This window comes from Clostridium tepidiprofundi DSM 19306, assembly GCF_001594005.1.
GTDB lineage: Bacteria > Bacillota > Clostridia > Clostridiales > Clostridiaceae > Clostridium_AC > Clostridium_AC tepidiprofundi.
Genome location: NZ_LTBA01000007.1, coordinates 1 through 19908, shown reverse-complemented (window position 1 = coordinate 19908; position 19908 = coordinate 1). Strand labels below are relative to the sequence as shown.

Below are 19908 nucleotides of genomic sequence, written 5' to 3'. Positions count from 1 at the left end.
ATTGTCAATGAATAATTTGAAGCATTGCTCAAATATAGTATTGCAAAATATTTTAAATATATTAATTTACAAATTATTACGTAAAAAAGTAAACTACAAAGTTCTCAAATATAAATTCACAAATATAAATATTATTGAAATAAGAAAGGAAAGGATTACAATGATTCATAAATTAATTGACCAGTTATATGTATTCTTACAAATAACTATAGAAGGTATACCAGTAGGCAAATTCATATTTTTCATTTTTTTCATTATCATAATAGAAAAAATAATTATTATATTTCAAAAACGTTTATGCATCAAAAATACTAAATTTTCTAACAAATTGGCGATTTTATTCTGCATTATAGGAATTATTTTAATTTTATATATAGCATTTTTTTAGGTATACTCTCGAAAATAATGCTATACTATAAAAAAGAGCTTTAGGCATTTTCAAAAAATAACTAGTCAGTATGCTAGTCTATTTTGCGAACTACTTCATCGTCGGAACCCGTTGATAAAACCTAAAATTGATAAAATCATGCAAAAATTTAGGAGAATTATATATGGATATAAAAAGATTTTTTATAAAAGTAGAAGGAATTGTTCAAGGAGTTGGTTTTCGACCCTTTGTATACAATCTAGCTAAAAAATATAATTTAAAAGGTTGGGTAAATAATAGCTCTGAAGGTGTTTTTATTGACATAGAAGGTTTACCTGAAAATATTAATTTATTCATCAACAAACTCAAAAATACTCCACCACCTCTATCTAAAATTGAAAATATTACAATAAAAGAATTGAATATTTCTAATTTCAATGAATTTATTATTAAAAAAAGCGAAGAAAAAAAAGATAAAATAACACTTATATCTCCAGATATTGCAACATGTGAAGATTGTTTAAACGATATACGTAATTCTAAGAATAGACGCTTTAAATATCCTTTTACTAATTGTACTAATTGTGGTCCAAGATTCTCTATAATAAAATCAATTCCTTATGACAGAGATAAAACCACAATGGCTAAGTTTAAAATGTGCGATAAATGCGAAAAAGAATATTTTAGTCCAACTAATAGAAGATTTCATGCTCAACCTAATGCTTGTAATAATTGTGGTCCTCACGTCTGGATAACCAATAATAAAGGTAAAAAAATTGATACTGATGATGCAATAGAATGGTCACAAAAAAAGCTTATTGAAGGCAAAATATTTGCAATAAAAGGCTTATGTGGATTTCATATTGTTTGTGATGCTAAAAATGATTATGCAGTTAAATTGCTTCGCCAAAGAAAAGTTAGGCCTGATAAACCATTTGCTGTAATGATGAAGGATTTAAAAACAGTAAAAAAATACTGTCATGTAAATAAAATTGAAGAAAAACTTCTAACAGGCATAAGAAAGCCCATTGTTCTGCTTGAAAAGAAAAATAATATTTCACCACATAAGAATATTTCTGCAGCTACTGCACCTAGACAAAAAACTTTAGGAGTTATGCTTCCATACACTCCACTTCATGAAATCTTATTTTGGAATGAAAATATTGAAGTATTAATAATGACTAGCGCAAATATAAGCGGGTTTCCTTTAGAATATGATAATGATACTGCAATAACTAATATAGGAAATATTGTTGATTATTTTCTACTGCATAATAGGGATATATACATACCAGTAGATGATTCTATTGCAAGAGTAGTTAACAACAAAGTACGATTAATAAGGCGTGCAAGAGGTTACGTTCCATATCCCTTTAATTTTAAAGGAATTAAACCAATTTTAGCTTGTGGTCCAAACATGAAGAACACTTTTTCAATAGGAAAAGATAACTTCATATTTGTTAGCCAATATAATGGAGATTTAGAGAACATTGAGACATTTAACCATTACAAAAGAAATATAGAACATTTTAAAGATATTTTCTCTTTTAATCCACAATACATAGCACATGATATGCACCCAAGTTATATGTCAACTAACTATGCTGAAAGCTTTAATTTACCTAAAATATCAGTACAACATCATCATGCACACATAGTTAGCTGCATGGTTGATAACAACTTGGATAACAGAAATGTCATTGGAATATCTTTTGATGGAACCGGATACGGAACTGACGGTAAAATATGGGGAGGAGAATTTCTCATATGCAATTTTAATGAATTTAAAAGAATCGGCCATTTAGCATATATGCCCTTACCTGGAGGAGACAATGCAATAAAAGAGCCTTGGAGAATTGGAGCTTCTTACTTATACAGTACATTAAAAAATATATATTCTAAAGATACTGCTCTGTCAGAAACAATTAGTATTTTCGGTGAAAAATGCAGACCTATAATAAAAATGGTTGAAAAAAGTTTCAACTGCATTGAAACTTCAAGCATGGGGAGATTATTTGACGCAATATCTTCTATTATAGGGGTTAGAGAAAAAATTTCATATGAAGGTCAAGCATCAATTGAATTGGAAGCATTGATTAATAACACTTGCAACATGTACTACAATTATGAAATTATAAAAGAACAAGAATCATATTTAATTAACCCCCAGAATATTATATATTCAATATTCAAAGATATTAAAAATAACGTTTCAATAGATGTTATTTCATCTAAGTTTCACAATACAATTGTTAACTTTACTGTTGATATGTGTGTACTAATTAGGAATAGAATCAATATCAATGAAGTTGTATTAAGTGGTGGCGTTTTTCAAAATGCATACATATTATCAAATCTTATTGAAGTTTTAAAAGAAAAAGATTTTACTGTTTATTCACATGAAAATATACCTACCAATGATGGTGGTGTATCCATCGGTCAAATTGTTATAGCTAACATCTCCATTCCTCAGAGGTAGAACCAAAATTTGGTTCTACCTCTGAGGAACTACAAAAATTCCTTTAACTTTGAACCACATGCTTTTGCTTCCTCATATCCCATTTCGTAAAGTTTTCTAAGCTTATCTTGATTTCTTTCAACTCTTCCAACATTCAATGGATGACTTGGCCTTATTACAAAAGCCTTACCTTGCGATTCTAATTCTCTAATATATTCAAGTGTATTGTTATACATAATATGCCTCTCAAGCATGGCATTGACCAAATTAGGATATTTCGAATAAACTCTTTTAGCTAATCTTTTCATCTTAAAAGGCTTTTTTATGTATTCTGAATCTCGAGTTAATACCACAACCAATTTTTCATTACCATCCTCAATTGCCTTTTTAACAGGAATAGAATCAGTAATTCCACCATCCAACAACTTTTTACCCTTAATTTCAACTATCTGTGAAATAAAAGGTAAACTACTAGATGCTCTAATTATTTTTAATGTATCCACATCATCATCTTTATTAAAGTATACAGGTTTTCCAGTTTCACAATCAGTTGTTACTATAATAAATTTTTGCTCTGAATTAATGTAAGTATCAAAATCAAATGGAGTTAAATTATTTGGAATATAATCAAAAATAAAATCCATTCCAAACAAACTTTTATCTCTTAAAAGTCCTCTATAACTCAAATACCTTTTATCATTTACATATTCAATATTAACTATTTTATTTCTTCCCCTCTGCTTTGAAATATATGATGCTGCATTGCAGGCTCCCATTGAAACACCAATAACATAAGGAAAATATAAATTCTCATCCATAAAGTAATCTAATACTCCGGAAGTATACACTCCTCTCATACCCCCGCCTTCTAAAACTAAACCTATATTATTCATAAAAAATTCTCCCTTCTACCCCTGGGGTAATTTTATACTCTTTTTGTTATCTTATACCCCTTAGTTGAGCTTATACCGCTTTTGTTCTGTTTTACCCCTGGGGTTGAACTTATACCCCAGGGGTACTTAGATATTCTATTAGTTTTTTACTACTGCTTAAGCTAAATCTGCCCTTTTCAAGCTTCCAATATTGTATATCGTTGCTTATATTAGAAATTAACTCAATTAACTTTGAGTGACAAGTCAAAACAAATATTTGATGAGTTTTGGACAATTCAGCTAGCAATATTAGCACATTTTTCATGTGAATCTCATCAAAATTAACAAATGAATCATCGAATATTACTGGTAATGGTGGAGTTATTTCTTTTATTCTGCTCAATCTAACTGATAAAAAAAGCTGTTCGCACGTTCCTCTACTCAACATATCAGAGCTATCATATACATGTCCATCTTTATGGATCGTTTTAAAATCACATACATTTAAATCATCAACAGGTTGTATATGTTCTATTTCTCCTGACGTTATTAACTTCATCATATCTCCTGAATATTTCAAAAGTGTATTCTTGGTTTCATCCAAAAATCTCTTTTGTACTTTACTTAATATTAGTGAAGCTGTTTTGTATACTGCATATTTTTCAGCAAGTGTATAAAGTCCTCCTCTACCTTCATTAATAAGCTCTCGTGCTCTCTCAATTGTTTCATCTGATAACAATTTTTCCTTTTCAAATTTAAGTCTTTGAAGCTGGTTTCTCAATTGTTCTTTTTCATCTAAAAGAATTTTTCTATTTTCTTTAAGTTTAATATATTCTTCTTCAATTCCAGCTAACGAAGTATACTTTTCATAACCCTTCTCTAAAATAACCAAATATTCTCTTTCAGAAAACACTAAACTCAACATTTCACTAAAAGCATTGCTTATTCTATCTGTCTTTAGTGCTTGATTAAGTCTTTCCTCAAGTAAATTACATTGCACTTTAATTTCAACAAATTTTTTATATTTTTCTCCTTTTATTATAAACTCATTTAGAACATTAAAGCAATCATTAGTATTTTTTACTTCAATTACATTTTCATACTTATTTAGTAGTTCCCTTATTTTATTGTCTACTTCAGTTTTTTTATGATTAATATCGTTAAATTTTTCTGCAATAGCTAAATTTTTATATAGCTTTTCCATATAAATAAATAATTCTTGTCCATCTATATTGTCAATAAATTTTTTTACAAGCTGTTTGTAATCATTTATTTCAAAATTAAGTTTATTTTCTAATCCAGACAACTTTCTTTTTTCATTTATGATTTCATTGATTTCTCTGCTTAAATCTAATGCACTTTTATAATATTCTCTCATATCAAAAACACTGCAATCTTTATTTATATGAATTTCATTCCTATATTTATTAAAAATACTTTCTAATTTTTTAACTTCATTACATATTTCACAATACCTTTTTTCTTTAATATCTAATTGTACTCCTATTTCTTCAATATTTCTAATAAGTGTATTATAGATTTTCTTATTCTCCTTACTAGAATTAAAAACTATGAACATACAAAGTCCTGCACCAATAGCACCTATAATTATAACTGCAGTAGCTAAGCTTTTATCATAATTTAATAATGCTCCTCCTATTATAACAGTAATCAAATTTATAATAAAATACCATTTTAAATAAAAAGAATTCTTTTTTATATTCAAATCTTTTATTTGTTTTTCAATAGTATTTTTACTAACTTTTAATGTTTCTATTTCATTATTTAAACTATTACTTTGATTTACAAAGGCATCATACTTTTGAATATTATCATTTATCATATTCAATTTGATTTTATCGCAATTAATATTCTGAATAACATCAAAGCTATCCCAATTGTTATTTATTGTCTTCATTCTATACATTACACTTGATACTTTATTATTAATCTTTTTCTTTGAATCAAATAAATTTTTGAGTTTTTCCTTAGTACCTGATAATTCCGAACTATACATTAATATATCTTGTTTATGCTTTATATACAAGTCTTTTGAATTTAAATCCGAAGAAACTTCTTTTACATATTCATATTTAACTTCTTCATACTCTTCATTTATTTCTTTATACTGTTTATATAATTCCTTTCCTCTTACCAAGTCACTTTCCTCAATACAGTTAGTGGTTTTATATTTTTCACATTCAACTTTGATATTTTTCCATTTATTATACACTTCATAGTTATTTTTAAGAACGTCTAATACAATGATTTCGTTTTCGATTTTTATAATATCAAGTTGTTTTTCATATAATAATTTTTCTACTTCACAAATCTGTTCACATTTATTTTTATACTCATAAAGCTCTAATTTTGCCTTACTATATGTTTCGCTACCTTTCTTAATAACCTCATAATAAGGTTTAAATTGCTTTGTTGAAGGATTTCCTCTTTTACCACCTATCTTTTCAGCTTCTTTGTTAAAATTCTTTATTAACCCTGGCACTTTAACAATATCTTTTAAACCTGCTCCAAGAAGAACTGTATTTAATTTGCTATTATTTTTATCATCTATCCTACTTATTTCGTCTAAACTTATAGTAAATAACTCCTTATAAGTATAACTGTCAATATTACCATATATTTCATTACATGTAATATCACCATATCCATTTTCACTACTTATAACAGGAGAATTATTTTTTTTAAGCAACATATTATACTTTTTTCCATCTTCTAAAACAACAGTACTTCTAACATCATACTCAAACCTTGGAGGCGGTAGTATGTCCTTACTGTTAAATCCATAACCTAAATGCCTAAGTATTTGCATAAAAGTGGTTTTACCTGCTCTATTCAATCCACCAATTACTATAATTCTATTAGATAATCCTTCCAGTTTCTCCCCTTGGAAAATACCCATATCCCTAATATCCAATGAATGTATTTTCAATTATTTCACCTCATCAATTCCATTATTCATCGTTTCCAAGTATGTTTTGTATTATTAAATTTTCAGCTTGTTTCAATATACTCTCATATATTTCATCATTCATGATAAACCTTTCATATTTCTTTTCATCACATTGAAATTTTTCGCTCCAAATACTCCCCATATTCTTAATAACCTCTTTCCTAGAATCTCTATCCTCATATAATTCATTCACTACATTTCTTATTTCTTTAAAGGTTCTATTTTTGTCAACTAAATCATCCAATTCAGGAATATCGTCCATAACTCTGAATAAGATAGAGTTTGTCCATAAAAACGGAATACTATTATTAAAATTAGCATTTATTTTATCAATTAATACTTCAATATCCTCTTCTGATAGATTATTAATTTGTTTATATAATTTAGTTCTACCTGTAACAATCCATTGAATAATATATCCTTTTATATAATCTTTTTCAGGTAACTTAATATCAATAATTTCTTCTGCCTTATTAAGTAAAATTTCTTCTAAATCACTAATATTCTCTAAAGCGTTTAATTTGTCATCAATAGTTATTTCAACTTTCTTGTATACAACAGATGAAGTTGGTACAAATTTAATTTCTTCTATTTTATTATTATTTACTCCAACAAGCAGGCATCCTCCAATTCCTTCCTCTCCCATATCTCTCCCCTGTGGAATACCAGGAAAAGCTATGAAAGGTCTTTCTTTATTAATGATACTATATTTGTGAACGTGTCCTAATGCCCAATAATCAATATTCTTCTTGCTCATTAATTCCGTTACCGTGCATGGAATATAGTTATTATTTGAAGGTTGCAATGACGTATGAAGTAATGCAATATTAAATGTATTATCATCATCTTCAAAATAATTTTTTAATACATTACTTCCCATTCTCTTGTATTTATAAGATTGTCCAATAATTTTAGCTATAATATCATTTTCTTTTAATATTTCTATTCTTTCTACTCTTTCACTTCCAAAAATATAAACATTGCATGGTAAATCAAATAGTTCCTTCTTATCTTGTCCTACATCATGATTTCCATAAATCATATATACATTAATATTATTTTCATTTAATCTATTGCATTGCTCAATAAAAAATTTATTTGCCTTAACCGAAGGAAATTCAACATCATAAATATCTCCACTTATAAGCATAAAGTCAACTTTGCTATTAATTGCAGTTGTGCATATCTTTTCAAATGCTTTATATACTGCATTCTTGCAAATGCTTTGAATTTCTTTTGGCATATTTCCTTTGTAGCTTAAAAAGCTACCTAAATGAATATCTGCTGCATGAATAAAGCAAAAACCTCTTTTTGATTTCATATATATCTCCCCATTAGGCATATTTAAAGTGAACTCGTTTTGCTAAAGCAAAACCTCGGGACTTCAGGTGGAGATTCTACTCCACCTGAAGCAAAATCTTCAATCTCCCACTTATAGAAGTGGGAGTCTTGTAAAATCGATAAACAACAAAGCAAATATACTAGTATACTTGCTTATTATATTTATAATCAATCATATATATATTCTGTAAATTATCATAATTTTCCTTCAAGTACAAAAAAAAGAGGTGTCTCCACCTCTAATCATTTTTCAACAACAACACCTTTCACTTGCAATCTTACAGCATTAGAAATAGTGTCATATACTGGTGAACTCTTCTGCATCTTTTCAACTAATTCTCTCACTTTTTCTTCTGGTGCATCAGATTTTACATGAACAATGCATCTTATCTCTAAAAATCCAGGTCTTATGTCTTTCTTTCTTGTTGCCCCATCCGTATCATAGTCACCCTCAAGTTCAATCCAAACATCACCTATGTTTATCTTATGCTCTTTTGAATTAGATATAAGCGACATTATCTCGCATCCACCCAATCCACATAAAACCATTTCCATAGGATTCATACCTTTATTCGTGCCACCCGATTCTTCTGTCATATCCATTTCAACTTTGAATCCTCTACAGGTACCTGTTAAATAATACTTTTCATTCTTTTTATCAACATATGCTTTTATTGTGGTTTGCGCCATTTTATCCTAGTTTCAATGCTAGCATTAATGAAACTAGCTTCACCTCCTACCAAAAATAAATATTTATTTCACCTTTAGTATTCAGTAAATACCGCTATATTATTCAATACAATATTTTCATTCAAAATACTTACTTAAATATTAAATATTAAATTGTCTATCAATGTATTCTATGATTTCAGGCTTTATTTTTACAGAATTCCAAATCTCCTGAGCCTTGGCAGCCTGACCAACAAGCATGTAACTACCACTTATCGCTTTTAAACCTAGATGTTTTGCATAACTTAAAAATACAGTTTCACTAGGATTATATACCAAATCTATGGCAACTCTAAATTTATAAATATCATGCATTCTAATTGGACAATCACTAATATAAGGATACATACCACATGGAGTACAGTTTATGACTATATCATTATATCCTAATGCGTGAAGTCTATCATACGATATAACTCTAAAATTTTTGAGCCATTCCTTATTATTATAAATATTCCTGCTTACTAATGTAATCTCTTTTGCACCATTATCGCTCAAATATTGAACTATTGCCTTTGAAGCCCCTCCTGTACCCAATACAACAGCTTTACTATTTTTAATATTCACACCATATTTCTCTAGCAAAATACCAAAACCATAATAATCTGTATTGTATCCAATTGATTTATCATTAATAAAATGTATTGTATTTACTGCACCTATCTTTTTTGCTTCTTCTGAAATATCATCTAAATATTCTATAACATCAACTTTATATGGAATAGTAACATTAACTCCTCTTACATTCAATGCTTTTAATCCATATAAAGCATCTCTCAAATTTTCTTTTTTAATCTCAAATAAATGATAATATGCATCAATATTTAATGCATCAAATAACATTGAATGAATCTGTGGTGATAAGCTATGTCCTAATTTTTCACCTAAAAGCCCATATAATTTTTCCAATCAATTTCATCTCCAATCTAATCAGTAAAATCGTTTTGCTAAAGCAAAAGCTTCACCAAACTGAAAACCAGAATACCTAAAGCAAAACATCGAGACTTCAAGTGGAGACTCTACTCCACCTGAAGCAAAATCTTCAATCTCCCACTTATAGAAGTGGGAGTCTTGTAAAATCGATAAATAGCAAACAGATTTTCAATGTATATTTTGCTACATCATATATACTTAATTATTTCTGTCCTGTTTATTTTTTTTATAAATACATCTCCTATGCTCCTTATTAAAGCAATATTTATACAATCTCCTTGGTTTTTCTTATCAATTCCAATAATATTTATAATATCCTCTTTATTTATTATAGGCATCTCATATGGAAGACTATACTTTTTTAATATTTCTTTTATTAATTCAGAAGAACCTTCTTCAGTTATTCCCATCAATTCACTCTTTTTTGTTATATTATACATTCCAATTGCAACAGCCTCACCATGAGTAAATTTTTTATAATCAAAATATTTTTCAACAGCATGACCTATAGTATGCCCAAAATTTAATATCATTCTTTCGCCTATATCCTTTTCATCTTTTTCAACTATAGATTTTTTTATTCTGCAACATGAATAAATTATTTCGTCAATATCATTAAGAAGTTCCTCATCTGTTCCATACCTCAGTAATTTATCAAACAATTGTCTATCCTTTATGCAACCATATTTTATCACTTCACCTAAACCATCATGCAAAAATCGTCTATTTAATGTACTCAATAGCTCCGGATCAATAAATACAGCTTCAGGATGATAAAAATTTCCAATAATATTTTTACCACTTTTCAAATTAATCGCAACTTTTCCTCCTATACTGCTATCTATTTGAGCCAAAAGAGATGTTGGAATTTGCAAATATGGTACTCCTCTTAAAAATGTAGCAGCAGCAAAACCTCCTAAGTCCCCAACTACTCCCCCACCAAACGTAATTATTAAATCCTTTCTCGTAATTCCCAAACTCAATAATTGTTCATAAACGCTTAAAAGTGTTTCCATTGACTTGCTACTTTCTCCAGGCTTTAAAACAATTTTATTGACTTCATAATCATTTTTGTAAAGATTATACTCTATTTTTTTTCCATAGTATCTATCAACATTTTTGTCAGTTATAATTACAATTTTCTTTCCATTATGTATTTTCTTTATTTTACTGCCTATACTATTTATGATTCCCTTTTCTATGTAGATTGTATAACTTTTTTGAGGAACGTTTATTGTGAGTGTTTTCATATTCTCATCACATCCTTTCTTTTTATACGCATTTAGGACACATATGATATAATATATTAAGCATTAATCAAAATCTTCACCATTCCACTCGTACATAAATGCTAAACTTACAAATATGCTATGTATCATTTATGTATTATTATTCATTTTCCATTGATACATAAAATGATAAATCTACAAATTTAACAAATAGAGGTGATACTATGGATAGATATGTAATCGTTAATATTTTAAGTGGCGAAGCTCTAAAACTTCATGAAAAAATAGTTGAAGATGTATGTTTTAAATTTAATGTTCAAAGACAAAAACTCCCTGGCCATATTACTTTAAAAGCTCCCTTCGAAACCAATAATATTGACAGAATTGAGGAAGTTATTAAAGCATTTTGCAATCAAAACTCAAAAGCTCCTATAAAAATTGAGGGTATAAATCACTTTAGAAATAATGTCATATATATGGATATACACCCATCAAGAGAAGCAATCAAATTACATGAAAATCTATATACAGAACTTAAAAAAATTGACTTCCTTGAATGGAAACCAAATGAAAGCAAAAACAGAACCTTTCACAGCACAATAGTTTCACGAAGGATTCAGAAAAAATTTGATGACATATGGAATTATGTTAACAACTATAATTTTTCATTTGATTCTTATATTGACAATATAACAATAATGAAATGGACAAATTACAGATGGCAAACATACAAAAAATTCAAACTATAGAAGTCAATTCTATAGTTTTTTTATTCAATATATTATTTTTTTATTCAACATATTATTTTTTTATTCAACATATTATTTTTTTATTCAACATATTATTTTTTAATATCTTCATTACTGTCATATTCCGCATCGTTGTCTTCCATAATGTCTTCACTGTCCATTATATCTTCATCTACAGAGATATGTTCATCCTCTATGGCATATTCATCATTTTCACTAATATACTCATTATCTTCCTTTACTTCTTCCTTAGTTTCTTCTTCTAAATCTACTTTAATTTTTTTGTTGTCTTCTTCCTTTATTTCTTTTTTTGAATTCTCTTCTTGATTATATTCTTCATTTATAATATCTTCATCTTCTATTATGCCAAGATTAATCTCTTTAAGCTTTTTGTCTATTATCTTTCTTACTAAAAAATTAATGCCAACAGCAGCAACAGTCGTAGTAATTGCAGCAGCAATTAAAATACCCTTGTTTTTCCTTTTCATTGTTATTCCTCCTAAATATCATTTTTTAATTCATATACCATAAATATGCAAAAAGCATATTCAATGTTCTAATTACACACAGATATATCAATTCCTTATACATTATTTTGCCCCAATATGCTCCAATATATTATCGACTAAAAACATCAATTCATTACATAACTAGTGAAAAAATGCATCTTTATTCTATTATAAATCATATATACCTTTCTAAACAATGGTAAATTAACAATCTTCAATTCGTAATTTAGATTTTTATCATATATATTACAACGAAAAAATGCAGTATGCAGAGATTTTTATAGTTAATATTAGTGAACTCGTTTTGCTAAAGCAAAACATCGAGACTTCAGGTGGAGACTCTACTCCACCTGAAGCAAAAGCTTCAATCTCCCACTTATAGAAGTGGGAGTCTTGTAGAATCGATAAAAAATATATGATATTGCATATTACGAATTGAAGTTAACAATATAATCATGATATTATATGAAATTATTCCTCTATGGTGCTAACCTATTCTTATCTCTTGGCGTTAATGTTGCTTCTCTTATATTTTCAAGTCCAAGCAACATAGCTGTGATTCTCTCAAGTCCTATAGCTAATCCTCCATGAGGTGGCATTCCATACTTAAATGCAATTAAATACCCTTCAAAGCTTTTGGGATTAACTCCATGTTTAATCATACTTTCCTTTAACATATCATAATTATGAATTCTCTGTCCACCAGTAGTAATCTCTAGACCCCTAAATAATAAATCAAAGCTGTGAGTTTCCCCATTTTCCGCTGGCATAGTATACATAGGTCGCTTTTCTTGTGGATAATGCGTTAAAAATACAAATTCACTATTGTACTTTTCCTTTACATATTCACAAATCAAAGCTTCACCTTCTGGATCTAAATCTTTTTCAAGTCCAATCTTGTTGTATTTCTTCTTTAGAATATCAATTGCCTCTGAAAGTTTCATTGTTGGTATACCATCTTTAATTTCAGGCATTTTTACATTCAAACTTTCAAGCTCCTTACTACAATTTCTTTTAACACTCTCAAAAATATACTTTAATAGGCTTGTTTCAAGCTCCATGATTTCTCTTTCATCTTCAATAAAGCCCATTTCTAAGTCTAAACTTACATATTCATTAATATGCCTCTTAGTGTCATGCTTTTCAGCTCTGTATACATGCCCTATTTCAAAAACCCTTTCATATCCTGCACTAACCATCATTTGCTTATAAAACTGTGGACTTTGAGCTAAATAAGCCTCTCTGTCAAAGTATTTTATCTTGAATAATTCAGTTCCACCTTCTGTTCCCTCTGATACTATTTTTGACGAAAATATTTGTGTGAACCCCTCATTCTTTAAAAATTCTCCAAAAGCTTGTGCTATTACTGCTTGAATTCTAAAAGTTGAATTTATCTTAATATTTCTTAAGCTTAAAACCCTATTATTCAATACTGCATCTAAACTTGCTTCCATTTCTTCTTTATTCACTTCTATAGGTAGGTCTTCTTTCACCTCTGAAATAATCTCTAATGAAGAAAGCTGAATTTCAACTCCAAGCTTACATTTTGAGTTTTCAACAACATTGCCAAATATATTAACAACACTTTCAAGCTTTATTCCTTTAATGTCAACTTCCTTAGTATTAACTATACACTGTACAATGCCACTTCTATCTCTTAATAATAAAAATGCAATTTTCCCAAGCTTCCTAATCCTATGCACCCATCCACTTATTTTTACTTCTTCATTTATATGCTTCATTAGTTGACTCACTAAAACTCTATTCATTTATTTACGCCCCTTTCGATTATTATATATTTTTTTAATATCTATTTTGATGCCTTAGTTTAATACCAAAACTTTGATTATCTGTTATGCATAACTATTATTTTTTTATTTTTCAAATAAAAAAGCCATCTCTATTAAAGAGACGACTAAAAATCGCGGTACCACTCTTATTAACTATATAAATGATAACTCATAAATGATACCAAATACTTAAATTAGCTGACGTCATAAAAACTAAAGTAAACTCGTTTTGCTGAAGCAAAATCTTCAATCTCCCACTTATAGAAATAGGAATCTTGTAAAATCGATAAATACACTCTTTGGTAAAATATAAATAAAAAAATCTCACTTCAATTAAGAAGTGAGCTATATTACCCACGGTACCATTCTTATTAACCAATTATCATTCATAAATAGTTCCCTCATATCTTTAACGGTGACCAACCGAATTATCCTAATAACTGTAACGCTTTCAGATAATCTGCTCCAGGATGTCTTTCAACTTTAGTATTTCTTCAGGCTCTCACCATCCCTGATTCGCTTTAAGAACATTCTAACGTCTACTCTTCCCTTCAAAGCATTTAACCTATTTTTTACTATTATATTCTCAATATTTATCATTGTCAATATGTTTTTTATTTTTTGAAAATTTAAATGAGCAATTCTTGTCGCTACATACTAAAATAATTTATGTCTTTATTGACAATGGTTAGATACGAAATAGACTCTGCACTATCATATTCAGTAATTACCCATGGCCTAGATGTATCAACTTGTTTTATGCATAACTGCCCATTGAAAAATGGATTTTCTGAACAACTAGGGTATATATTTTCGTTATCTGAATTAAATAAATTTCTTTGTTTTATAAATTCAATTATTCTCATATCTATCCTTGAATTTGGGTCACTATCCCAATTGATACTTATCTCATCATCATATGTTTCATCTAATATCTTTGAATAACCGCAGTATATAATTAAATCTACTAGTTTAACATCTGCAACAAATCCTGAATATGTAGGTTTTATTATTACTTCTTTAAACATGCTAAACTTTCACATCCTTTCAAATTTTGTTTATTTAATATTCGCATAAATAATACACCATAAAATAACTGCCTTTTTATATTTCTATATTTTAGATAACTATATATTTTATCGCAACGAAATCAAAAGAAGAGTTCCATGCTATCGCCCTCATTATATCATTCAATTCTAACTTTCCAAAAATATTTTTAATTTATTAAACTCAAATATATAAATTTCTTTAATTCTATTTACTATTTCATAAGCTGTTGATTCATCATACATATGAGATGTCCTATTTCTATCTAACATCATTTCTATCCAAATATCACCATTAGATATTATTTTGTGCTTAAATGCTGTCCTTATAGTACCTCTTGGTGCCAAAGCTTCATCCAATACTCCTTGGTCTTCTAAATAAAGCTTCATAGCCTTCCAACTTTGTTCAAATGTAAACTCAAATCTCTGTATTATTCCATCAACTATTATATCATCTTTAATATCTTTTCTTAAAGCCTCCTCTAGTCTAAATAAAGCTTTAAAAAAATCTTTTTTTCTTTCATCAAGCTTTTTCCCCATTATATATGACCACTCCTTCACTTAGTATGTTTTTTATTAATTCTTTTTTACTCAATTCAGTAAATTGTACTATATCAAAACTTAAGGGGGTATCTATTTCATATAAATCCATATATATTTTTGCTAAAATTAAATGAGTAACATCATCACCAAATATGCATAAATCAACATCTGAATTAATTTTATGATCCCCTCTAGCTCTTGAACCAAATAATAATACTTTATCCACTTCTTTATACTTCATAAATATCTCTTCTAATTCATTTTTCAATTTACTATCTAACATTAATACTCTCCCATTTCTTTTATATCATAATCAATCTAGATTATCTTTTTAGAATTATTACTAAAATAAGTTAATTAACTTGCAACTCACTTTCTTAGTTTAATTATACCATATTTGATGTTATGTTATACTATAATTTGATGCACTGTTTTTTTGAATTCTAATATATTCCTTTCAGTATCTTATGGTCATTACTAATTTTCCCAATAATTTTGCTTAAGCATATAAAACTGCTGTATATCATTGTATTTAAGTTCAGCTTCAAAGTGATCAGAACCGGTTGCATGGATAGCGGGCATACTTAGTACAATACCGTCAGGCTTAAGAAAAAAAGAAACGTTATCTGGCATGCTAAAAGGGTCTATTGTTTGATATTTCGATGATTGAAGCTTGAGCATTTTTGCAAAATTTGCTTTATCATATGAAGTCATTGGATTCGTGGGGAAAAAAGCTTTATCAAAAAACGTCTTTTTAAAATCAGCATTGGTTGTATATAGGTCTTTTAGAGTAATTTCTTTCATAGATTGTAAGTCTATATTAAGTGGAATAAGCTTATTAAACGGATGTGCACTACCTTTGATATCAATTGATCCCCAAAAAACAATGCTTATTATTTTACTGTTTTGTAATGTAACTGCAGACTGATAATTAATGGTCAAACCAGTATCACTTGGAAATAGAGATGTATCAATTTTTGCAAAGCTCTTCACTTTGTCATAGATCAGTTTATTTAACGCATCAAAACCATTACCAGAGAACCTTGGATATTCAATTTTTATTGAACTATTTTCATTAGCTGCTTCTGTATAAAGCAACATTTTGTACATTTCTGATGAATTTGATGCAGTATTATTTTTATTATTCGTATCATTATCTTCTGATATGTTATTATTGCTAGAATTATCAATGATTTTATTACTATTAGCATTGTGAACTTGGCTTAAATTAGAAGAATTCATATCAGAGTAGTATTTGACTAACATATCTATAGTTTCTTTATATTGAGAATTTGTTGTATATAAGCTCATTGACTCTTTAGGATATTTTTTATGCAATTTATAAAGCAATACACCAAAGTCTTCTGCTGAAGCTCCATCAGAGTGTTTAAATGCTTTGTATATATACAATAGCTCTTTTGAGGTATAGTTATTATATCTTAATAAGAGGGGAGCTGTATCGAATCCTGCGACTCCATATTCTTTTTCTATTTTATTATATTTTTCCCAGTTTATTTTTCCCAAATAGTTAATCATCAATTTTATTTCATTATCAGATAAAGTTTTTTGCATATTTAATTTATATACTTCCATTTCCAACTTTAAAGGTGACTCTTGCTCTTTTATAGTTTCTTTTTTTGGTTGGTTAAAAAAAAGCATTTCAGAAATACATGTATCTGAATATTTAGTGCCTTTATATACTTCTAGGATAGTTAATTTAATATACTTTGTCTTTACAATTTTATCAAATCTAATTGGAGGAATAAATCCATTAGTATCTTCAAATGTCACAATTTTAGTTTCCCCGTTAGAAAACTCAAGTCTTGCCTTTTTTACTCTGTTATTCTTTAAATATAAATCACTCGATTTTTTATAGCCATTTTCGATACTTATACTTGAAATTTCAAATTCATTATTTGAAGTTAATTGAATCCATTCTCCCACACCATCTTTCTCTTTTCCTTCAACCCAAGCTGTTTTTATATTATTGTCTACAATTAATTCAGGAGAATATCCTTCTAAACTTGAAGAAGCTGTTATATTGCTCCATTTTGGAGAAATACATTTTTCTACAACATCATCATTAATTATATCCTCTTCATTTGTAATAATCCAATTTCCTTCTTCATTTTTACATAATTCATATTTAGTTTCAAAAATATTTAAGTCTACATCCATTTTTTGAACACTAACAACTTTTCTATTTTTTTCATTTATTAATAATTTGATTTTTGAATTTGGGATCACACGATTTATTTCACCAGTAGGTAATCCCATTATTTTTCCCGGTTCTCCATCAATACAAATAATTCCTAATCTTCTTAGCTCTCCTTTAATTACATTATCTGAATAATATTTTTTTAATTTCTCATTTAACTTTTTGAATTCTTTTCTTTTTTTAATCTGAGAAATGTCTATTTCATTAATAAAATAAGTTTTGTAAATCAATCCAATAGGTTTATTTGTAATTTTAAAAGAATAATTATTCCAATCATCTATCCAACTATCGGCTTTTAATAAAAATTCCTTTATTTCCTTTTCTCCAAATTCATTCCTAGAAATTTGATTTTCTAAATCTTGATTAGAACCTTCTGCAATCTCACATTTTGAGTTTTTAATATTATACTGAGTTTCAGAAATAGCGTTCGTTTTTGTGCATACACCCAATAGACTCATTAATAAAATCCCAATACATATCGGCGATAAAATTTTTTTCATATATATCCATTCCTTTCACTTTGTTCAATACACGGTGATATTATACCATAAAATAACTAAAATGATAACATATTCATCAAATTTGTATTGTATTGCGAAAAACTTTAGAAAAAGAAAGTTTTTGTAAAGTAATCAGATAATGTTTAATCACTCCTGGACTTGGTTCAAGTTTTCCCAACTATAGAAAATTTGTCAACTTAAAATGCACATTTATAGCTCTTATTACAAACCTTACAACAACTGTAAGTGTTAATTAGCAAGTTTTTATTATATGATATTAAAAGAAAAAAGTAAGGGAGGATACGAGATGAAAATTTCAGATAAACTGCTTGAAGTTCAAGAAGTACATAAGATATATGGTGGGGAGCAAAGTGAAACCGCTGCATTAAATGGAATCACTTTTGATGTTGTTCCAGGAGAGTTCCTTGGAATTATGGGTGCAAGCGGATCAGGCAAAACCACATTGCTTAATTGTATTGCAACCATGCTTAAGCCAACATCCGGACAAGTCCTGTTGGAAGGACAGAATATTTCTTCATTTAGAGGAACACAGTTAGCAAAATACCGGGGAAGTAAAATTGGATATTTGTTTCAAGAGTTTGAGTTATTAGATAATTTAACTGCTAGAGAAAATATCCTTTTACCATTGTTTATACATGGCGAAAATCCCAAAAATAAAGAGAAACGACTTCAAAAATTAGCTAAGCAATTTGATATTGAAAAAGTGTTAAATAAATTTCCTTACCAAATGTCAGGAGGGCAGAAACAGAGAGTTGCAGCAGCAAGAGCTTTAATTTCCAATCCAAGCATTGTATTAGCAGATGAACCAACTGGTGCTTTGGATACAAAAAATGCAAAAATTTTGATGGAAAAACTATCTTCTATCAATGAAACAGAGGGGACTACAATTTTGATGGTTACTCACGATGCCAATGCAGCAAGCTTTTGCTCAAGAATCTTATTTATCCAAGATGGTGTAATTTTTCATGAGCTTCGAAAAAAAGTGCCTGGAGGAACTCGCAATTCCTTTTATGAACGCATCTTAACTGTTATGGCACAGTTGGGAGGAGGCAGTACCAATGTTCTTTGAATTCATCAAACGAAATAGTCGTAAGGTTCGAAAAGAAAATGGAGTTTATTTTGCTTCGCTAATTATCTCTATTATTGCTTTTTATGTTATACTTTCTCTTGGTGAGCAGGATGTTATGATATATTTAAAGACTATTGAGAGTGATGCTGTAGCAAAACTTTTGTTAATGATTCCGGTGCTTTATGCTGTGTCGCTTTTCTTTGTATTTTTCTTAGTTTATTTTGCTAATAGATACCAATTACAATATCGTAGTCATGAATTTGGAATATATTTAATGATGGGTATGAAACCAAGTAAGTTGTTTGCAATGATTATGGGAGAAACATTGTGGAATGGTTTAGTAGCTTTGTTTATTGGAATTCCAGTTTCTCTATTTTTAACAGAACTAATTAGTTTAAGGCACATTAAAAAAATAAATAAGTCAGTTTACAATAATAGGAATTACCAATTATGAACTACTCAAAATGTATACCTAAATAATCTTAAACAACAGTGTAATTTAGTGTATTTTTCTATTTTGAGGCAAAAAGTATAGACTTCCCCCTTACCCCAAACTGAAATTT

The 19908-nt window shown here is 28.4% G+C and carries 16 protein-coding genes and 1 other annotated feature; of the genes, 4 read left to right on the top strand and 12 right to left on the bottom strand.

What is annotated here, in order from left to right; translation table 11 throughout:
* The first annotated feature begins 551 nt into the window (after nucleotides 1–551).
* Nucleotides 552–2846 carry a carbamoyltransferase HypF gene (gene hypF, locus CLTEP_RS04840; protein WP_153016279.1) on the top strand — a complete coding sequence of 765 codons (2295 nt, stop codon included), beginning with the start codon at nucleotides 552–554 and terminating at the stop codon, nucleotides 2844–2846.
* A gap of 29 nt (nucleotides 2847–2875) precedes the next feature.
* On the opposite strand, the gene CLTEP_RS04835 is transcribed toward hypF, so the two are convergent.
* From CLTEP_RS04835 to aroB, 6 genes are all read right to left on the bottom strand, one after another.
* The gene (locus CLTEP_RS04835; RefSeq protein ID WP_066823440.1) at nucleotides 2876–3718 is read right to left on the bottom strand and encodes a patatin-like phospholipase family protein; all 843 of its coding nucleotides are present in this window, start codon (nucleotides 3716–3718) and stop codon (nucleotides 2876–2878) included.
* 109 nt (nucleotides 3719–3827) lie between these two features.
* On the bottom strand, nucleotides 3828–6647 hold the full coding sequence (locus CLTEP_RS04830) for an ATP-binding protein (protein ID WP_066823438.1): 2820 nt from the start codon (nucleotides 6645–6647) through the stop codon (nucleotides 3828–3830).
* Nucleotides 6648–6669: 22 nt separating this feature from the next.
* Nucleotides 6670–7989 (bottom strand): metallophosphoesterase family protein, encoded by a 1320-nt coding sequence (locus CLTEP_RS04825; RefSeq protein WP_066823436.1) that lies wholly within the window; start codon nucleotides 7987–7989, stop codon nucleotides 6670–6672.
* A 263-nt stretch (nucleotides 7990–8252) separates the two neighbouring features.
* Entirely contained in the window at nucleotides 8253–8699 is a 447-nt protein-coding gene (locus CLTEP_RS04820) for an OsmC family protein (protein WP_066823434.1), read from the bottom strand.
* 141 nt (nucleotides 8700–8840) lie between these two features.
* Nucleotides 8841–9647, bottom strand: coding sequence for a shikimate dehydrogenase (aroE, locus tag CLTEP_RS04815; protein WP_066823426.1), 807 nt, complete (start codon nucleotides 9645–9647; stop codon nucleotides 8841–8843).
* Nucleotides 9648–9859: 212 nt separating this feature from the next.
* Nucleotides 9860–10921: a 3-dehydroquinate synthase gene (gene aroB / locus CLTEP_RS04810; RefSeq protein ID WP_066823423.1), complete on the bottom strand. Its 1062-nt coding sequence runs from the start codon at nucleotides 10919–10921 to the stop codon at nucleotides 9860–9862.
* Nucleotides 10922–11124: 203 nt separating this feature from the next.
* Between aroB and CLTEP_RS04805 the strand changes: the two genes are divergently transcribed.
* The gene (locus CLTEP_RS04805) at nucleotides 11125–11649 is read left to right on the top strand and encodes a 2'-5' RNA ligase family protein (RefSeq protein WP_066823420.1); all 525 of its coding nucleotides are present in this window, start codon (nucleotides 11125–11127) and stop codon (nucleotides 11647–11649) included.
* 92 nt (nucleotides 11650–11741) lie between these two features.
* On the opposite strand, the gene CLTEP_RS04800 is transcribed toward CLTEP_RS04805, so the two are convergent.
* The 6 genes from CLTEP_RS04800 to CLTEP_RS04775 all read right to left on the bottom strand — a co-directional run bounded on the left by CLTEP_RS04800 (nucleotide 11742) and on the right by CLTEP_RS04775 (nucleotide 18255).
* Nucleotides 11742–12137, bottom strand: coding sequence for a hypothetical protein (locus tag CLTEP_RS04800; protein ID WP_066823417.1), 396 nt, complete (start codon nucleotides 12135–12137; stop codon nucleotides 11742–11744).
* A 500-nt stretch (nucleotides 12138–12637) separates the two neighbouring features.
* Nucleotides 12638–13927, bottom strand: coding sequence for an aspartate--tRNA(Asn) ligase (aspS, locus tag CLTEP_RS04795; RefSeq protein ID WP_066823414.1), 1290 nt, complete (start codon nucleotides 13925–13927; stop codon nucleotides 12638–12640).
* 354 nt (nucleotides 13928–14281) lie between these two features.
* Nucleotides 14282–14512, bottom strand: a binding site (T-box leader).
* Nucleotides 14513–14598: 86 nt separating this feature from the next.
* Nucleotides 14599–14976 carry a hypothetical protein gene (locus CLTEP_RS04790; RefSeq protein ID WP_066823411.1) on the bottom strand — a complete coding sequence of 126 codons (378 nt, stop codon included), beginning with the start codon at nucleotides 14974–14976 and terminating at the stop codon, nucleotides 14599–14601.
* A 168-nt stretch (nucleotides 14977–15144) separates the two neighbouring features.
* The gene (locus CLTEP_RS04785) at nucleotides 15145–15534 is read right to left on the bottom strand and encodes a nucleotidyltransferase substrate binding protein (protein ID WP_201786588.1); all 390 of its coding nucleotides are present in this window, start codon (nucleotides 15532–15534) and stop codon (nucleotides 15145–15147) included.
* Entirely contained in the window at nucleotides 15518–15820 is a 303-nt protein-coding gene (locus tag CLTEP_RS04780; RefSeq protein ID WP_066823406.1) for a nucleotidyltransferase domain-containing protein, read from the bottom strand. The genes CLTEP_RS04785 and CLTEP_RS04780 overlap by 17 nt, the downstream gene beginning before the upstream one ends.
* Nucleotides 15821–16014: 194 nt before the next feature.
* Entirely contained in the window at nucleotides 16015–18255 is a 2241-nt protein-coding gene (locus CLTEP_RS04775) for a discoidin domain-containing protein (protein WP_066823404.1), read from the bottom strand.
* 313 nt (nucleotides 18256–18568) lie between these two features.
* Here CLTEP_RS04775 and CLTEP_RS04770 point away from each other — a divergent pair, with 313 nt between their 5' ends.
* Together CLTEP_RS04770 and CLTEP_RS04765 are read left to right on the top strand one after the other, a co-directional pair.
* Nucleotides 18569–19345, top strand: a complete 777-nt coding sequence (locus CLTEP_RS04770; RefSeq protein WP_479723502.1) for an ABC transporter ATP-binding protein — start codon at nucleotides 18569–18571, stop codon at nucleotides 19343–19345.
* Entirely contained in the window at nucleotides 19335–19799 is a 465-nt protein-coding gene (locus tag CLTEP_RS04765) for an FtsX-like permease family protein (RefSeq protein ID WP_066823400.1), read from the top strand. Before CLTEP_RS04770 ends, CLTEP_RS04765 begins: the two co-directional genes overlap by 11 nt.
* Nucleotides 19800–19908 lie beyond the last annotated feature (109 nt).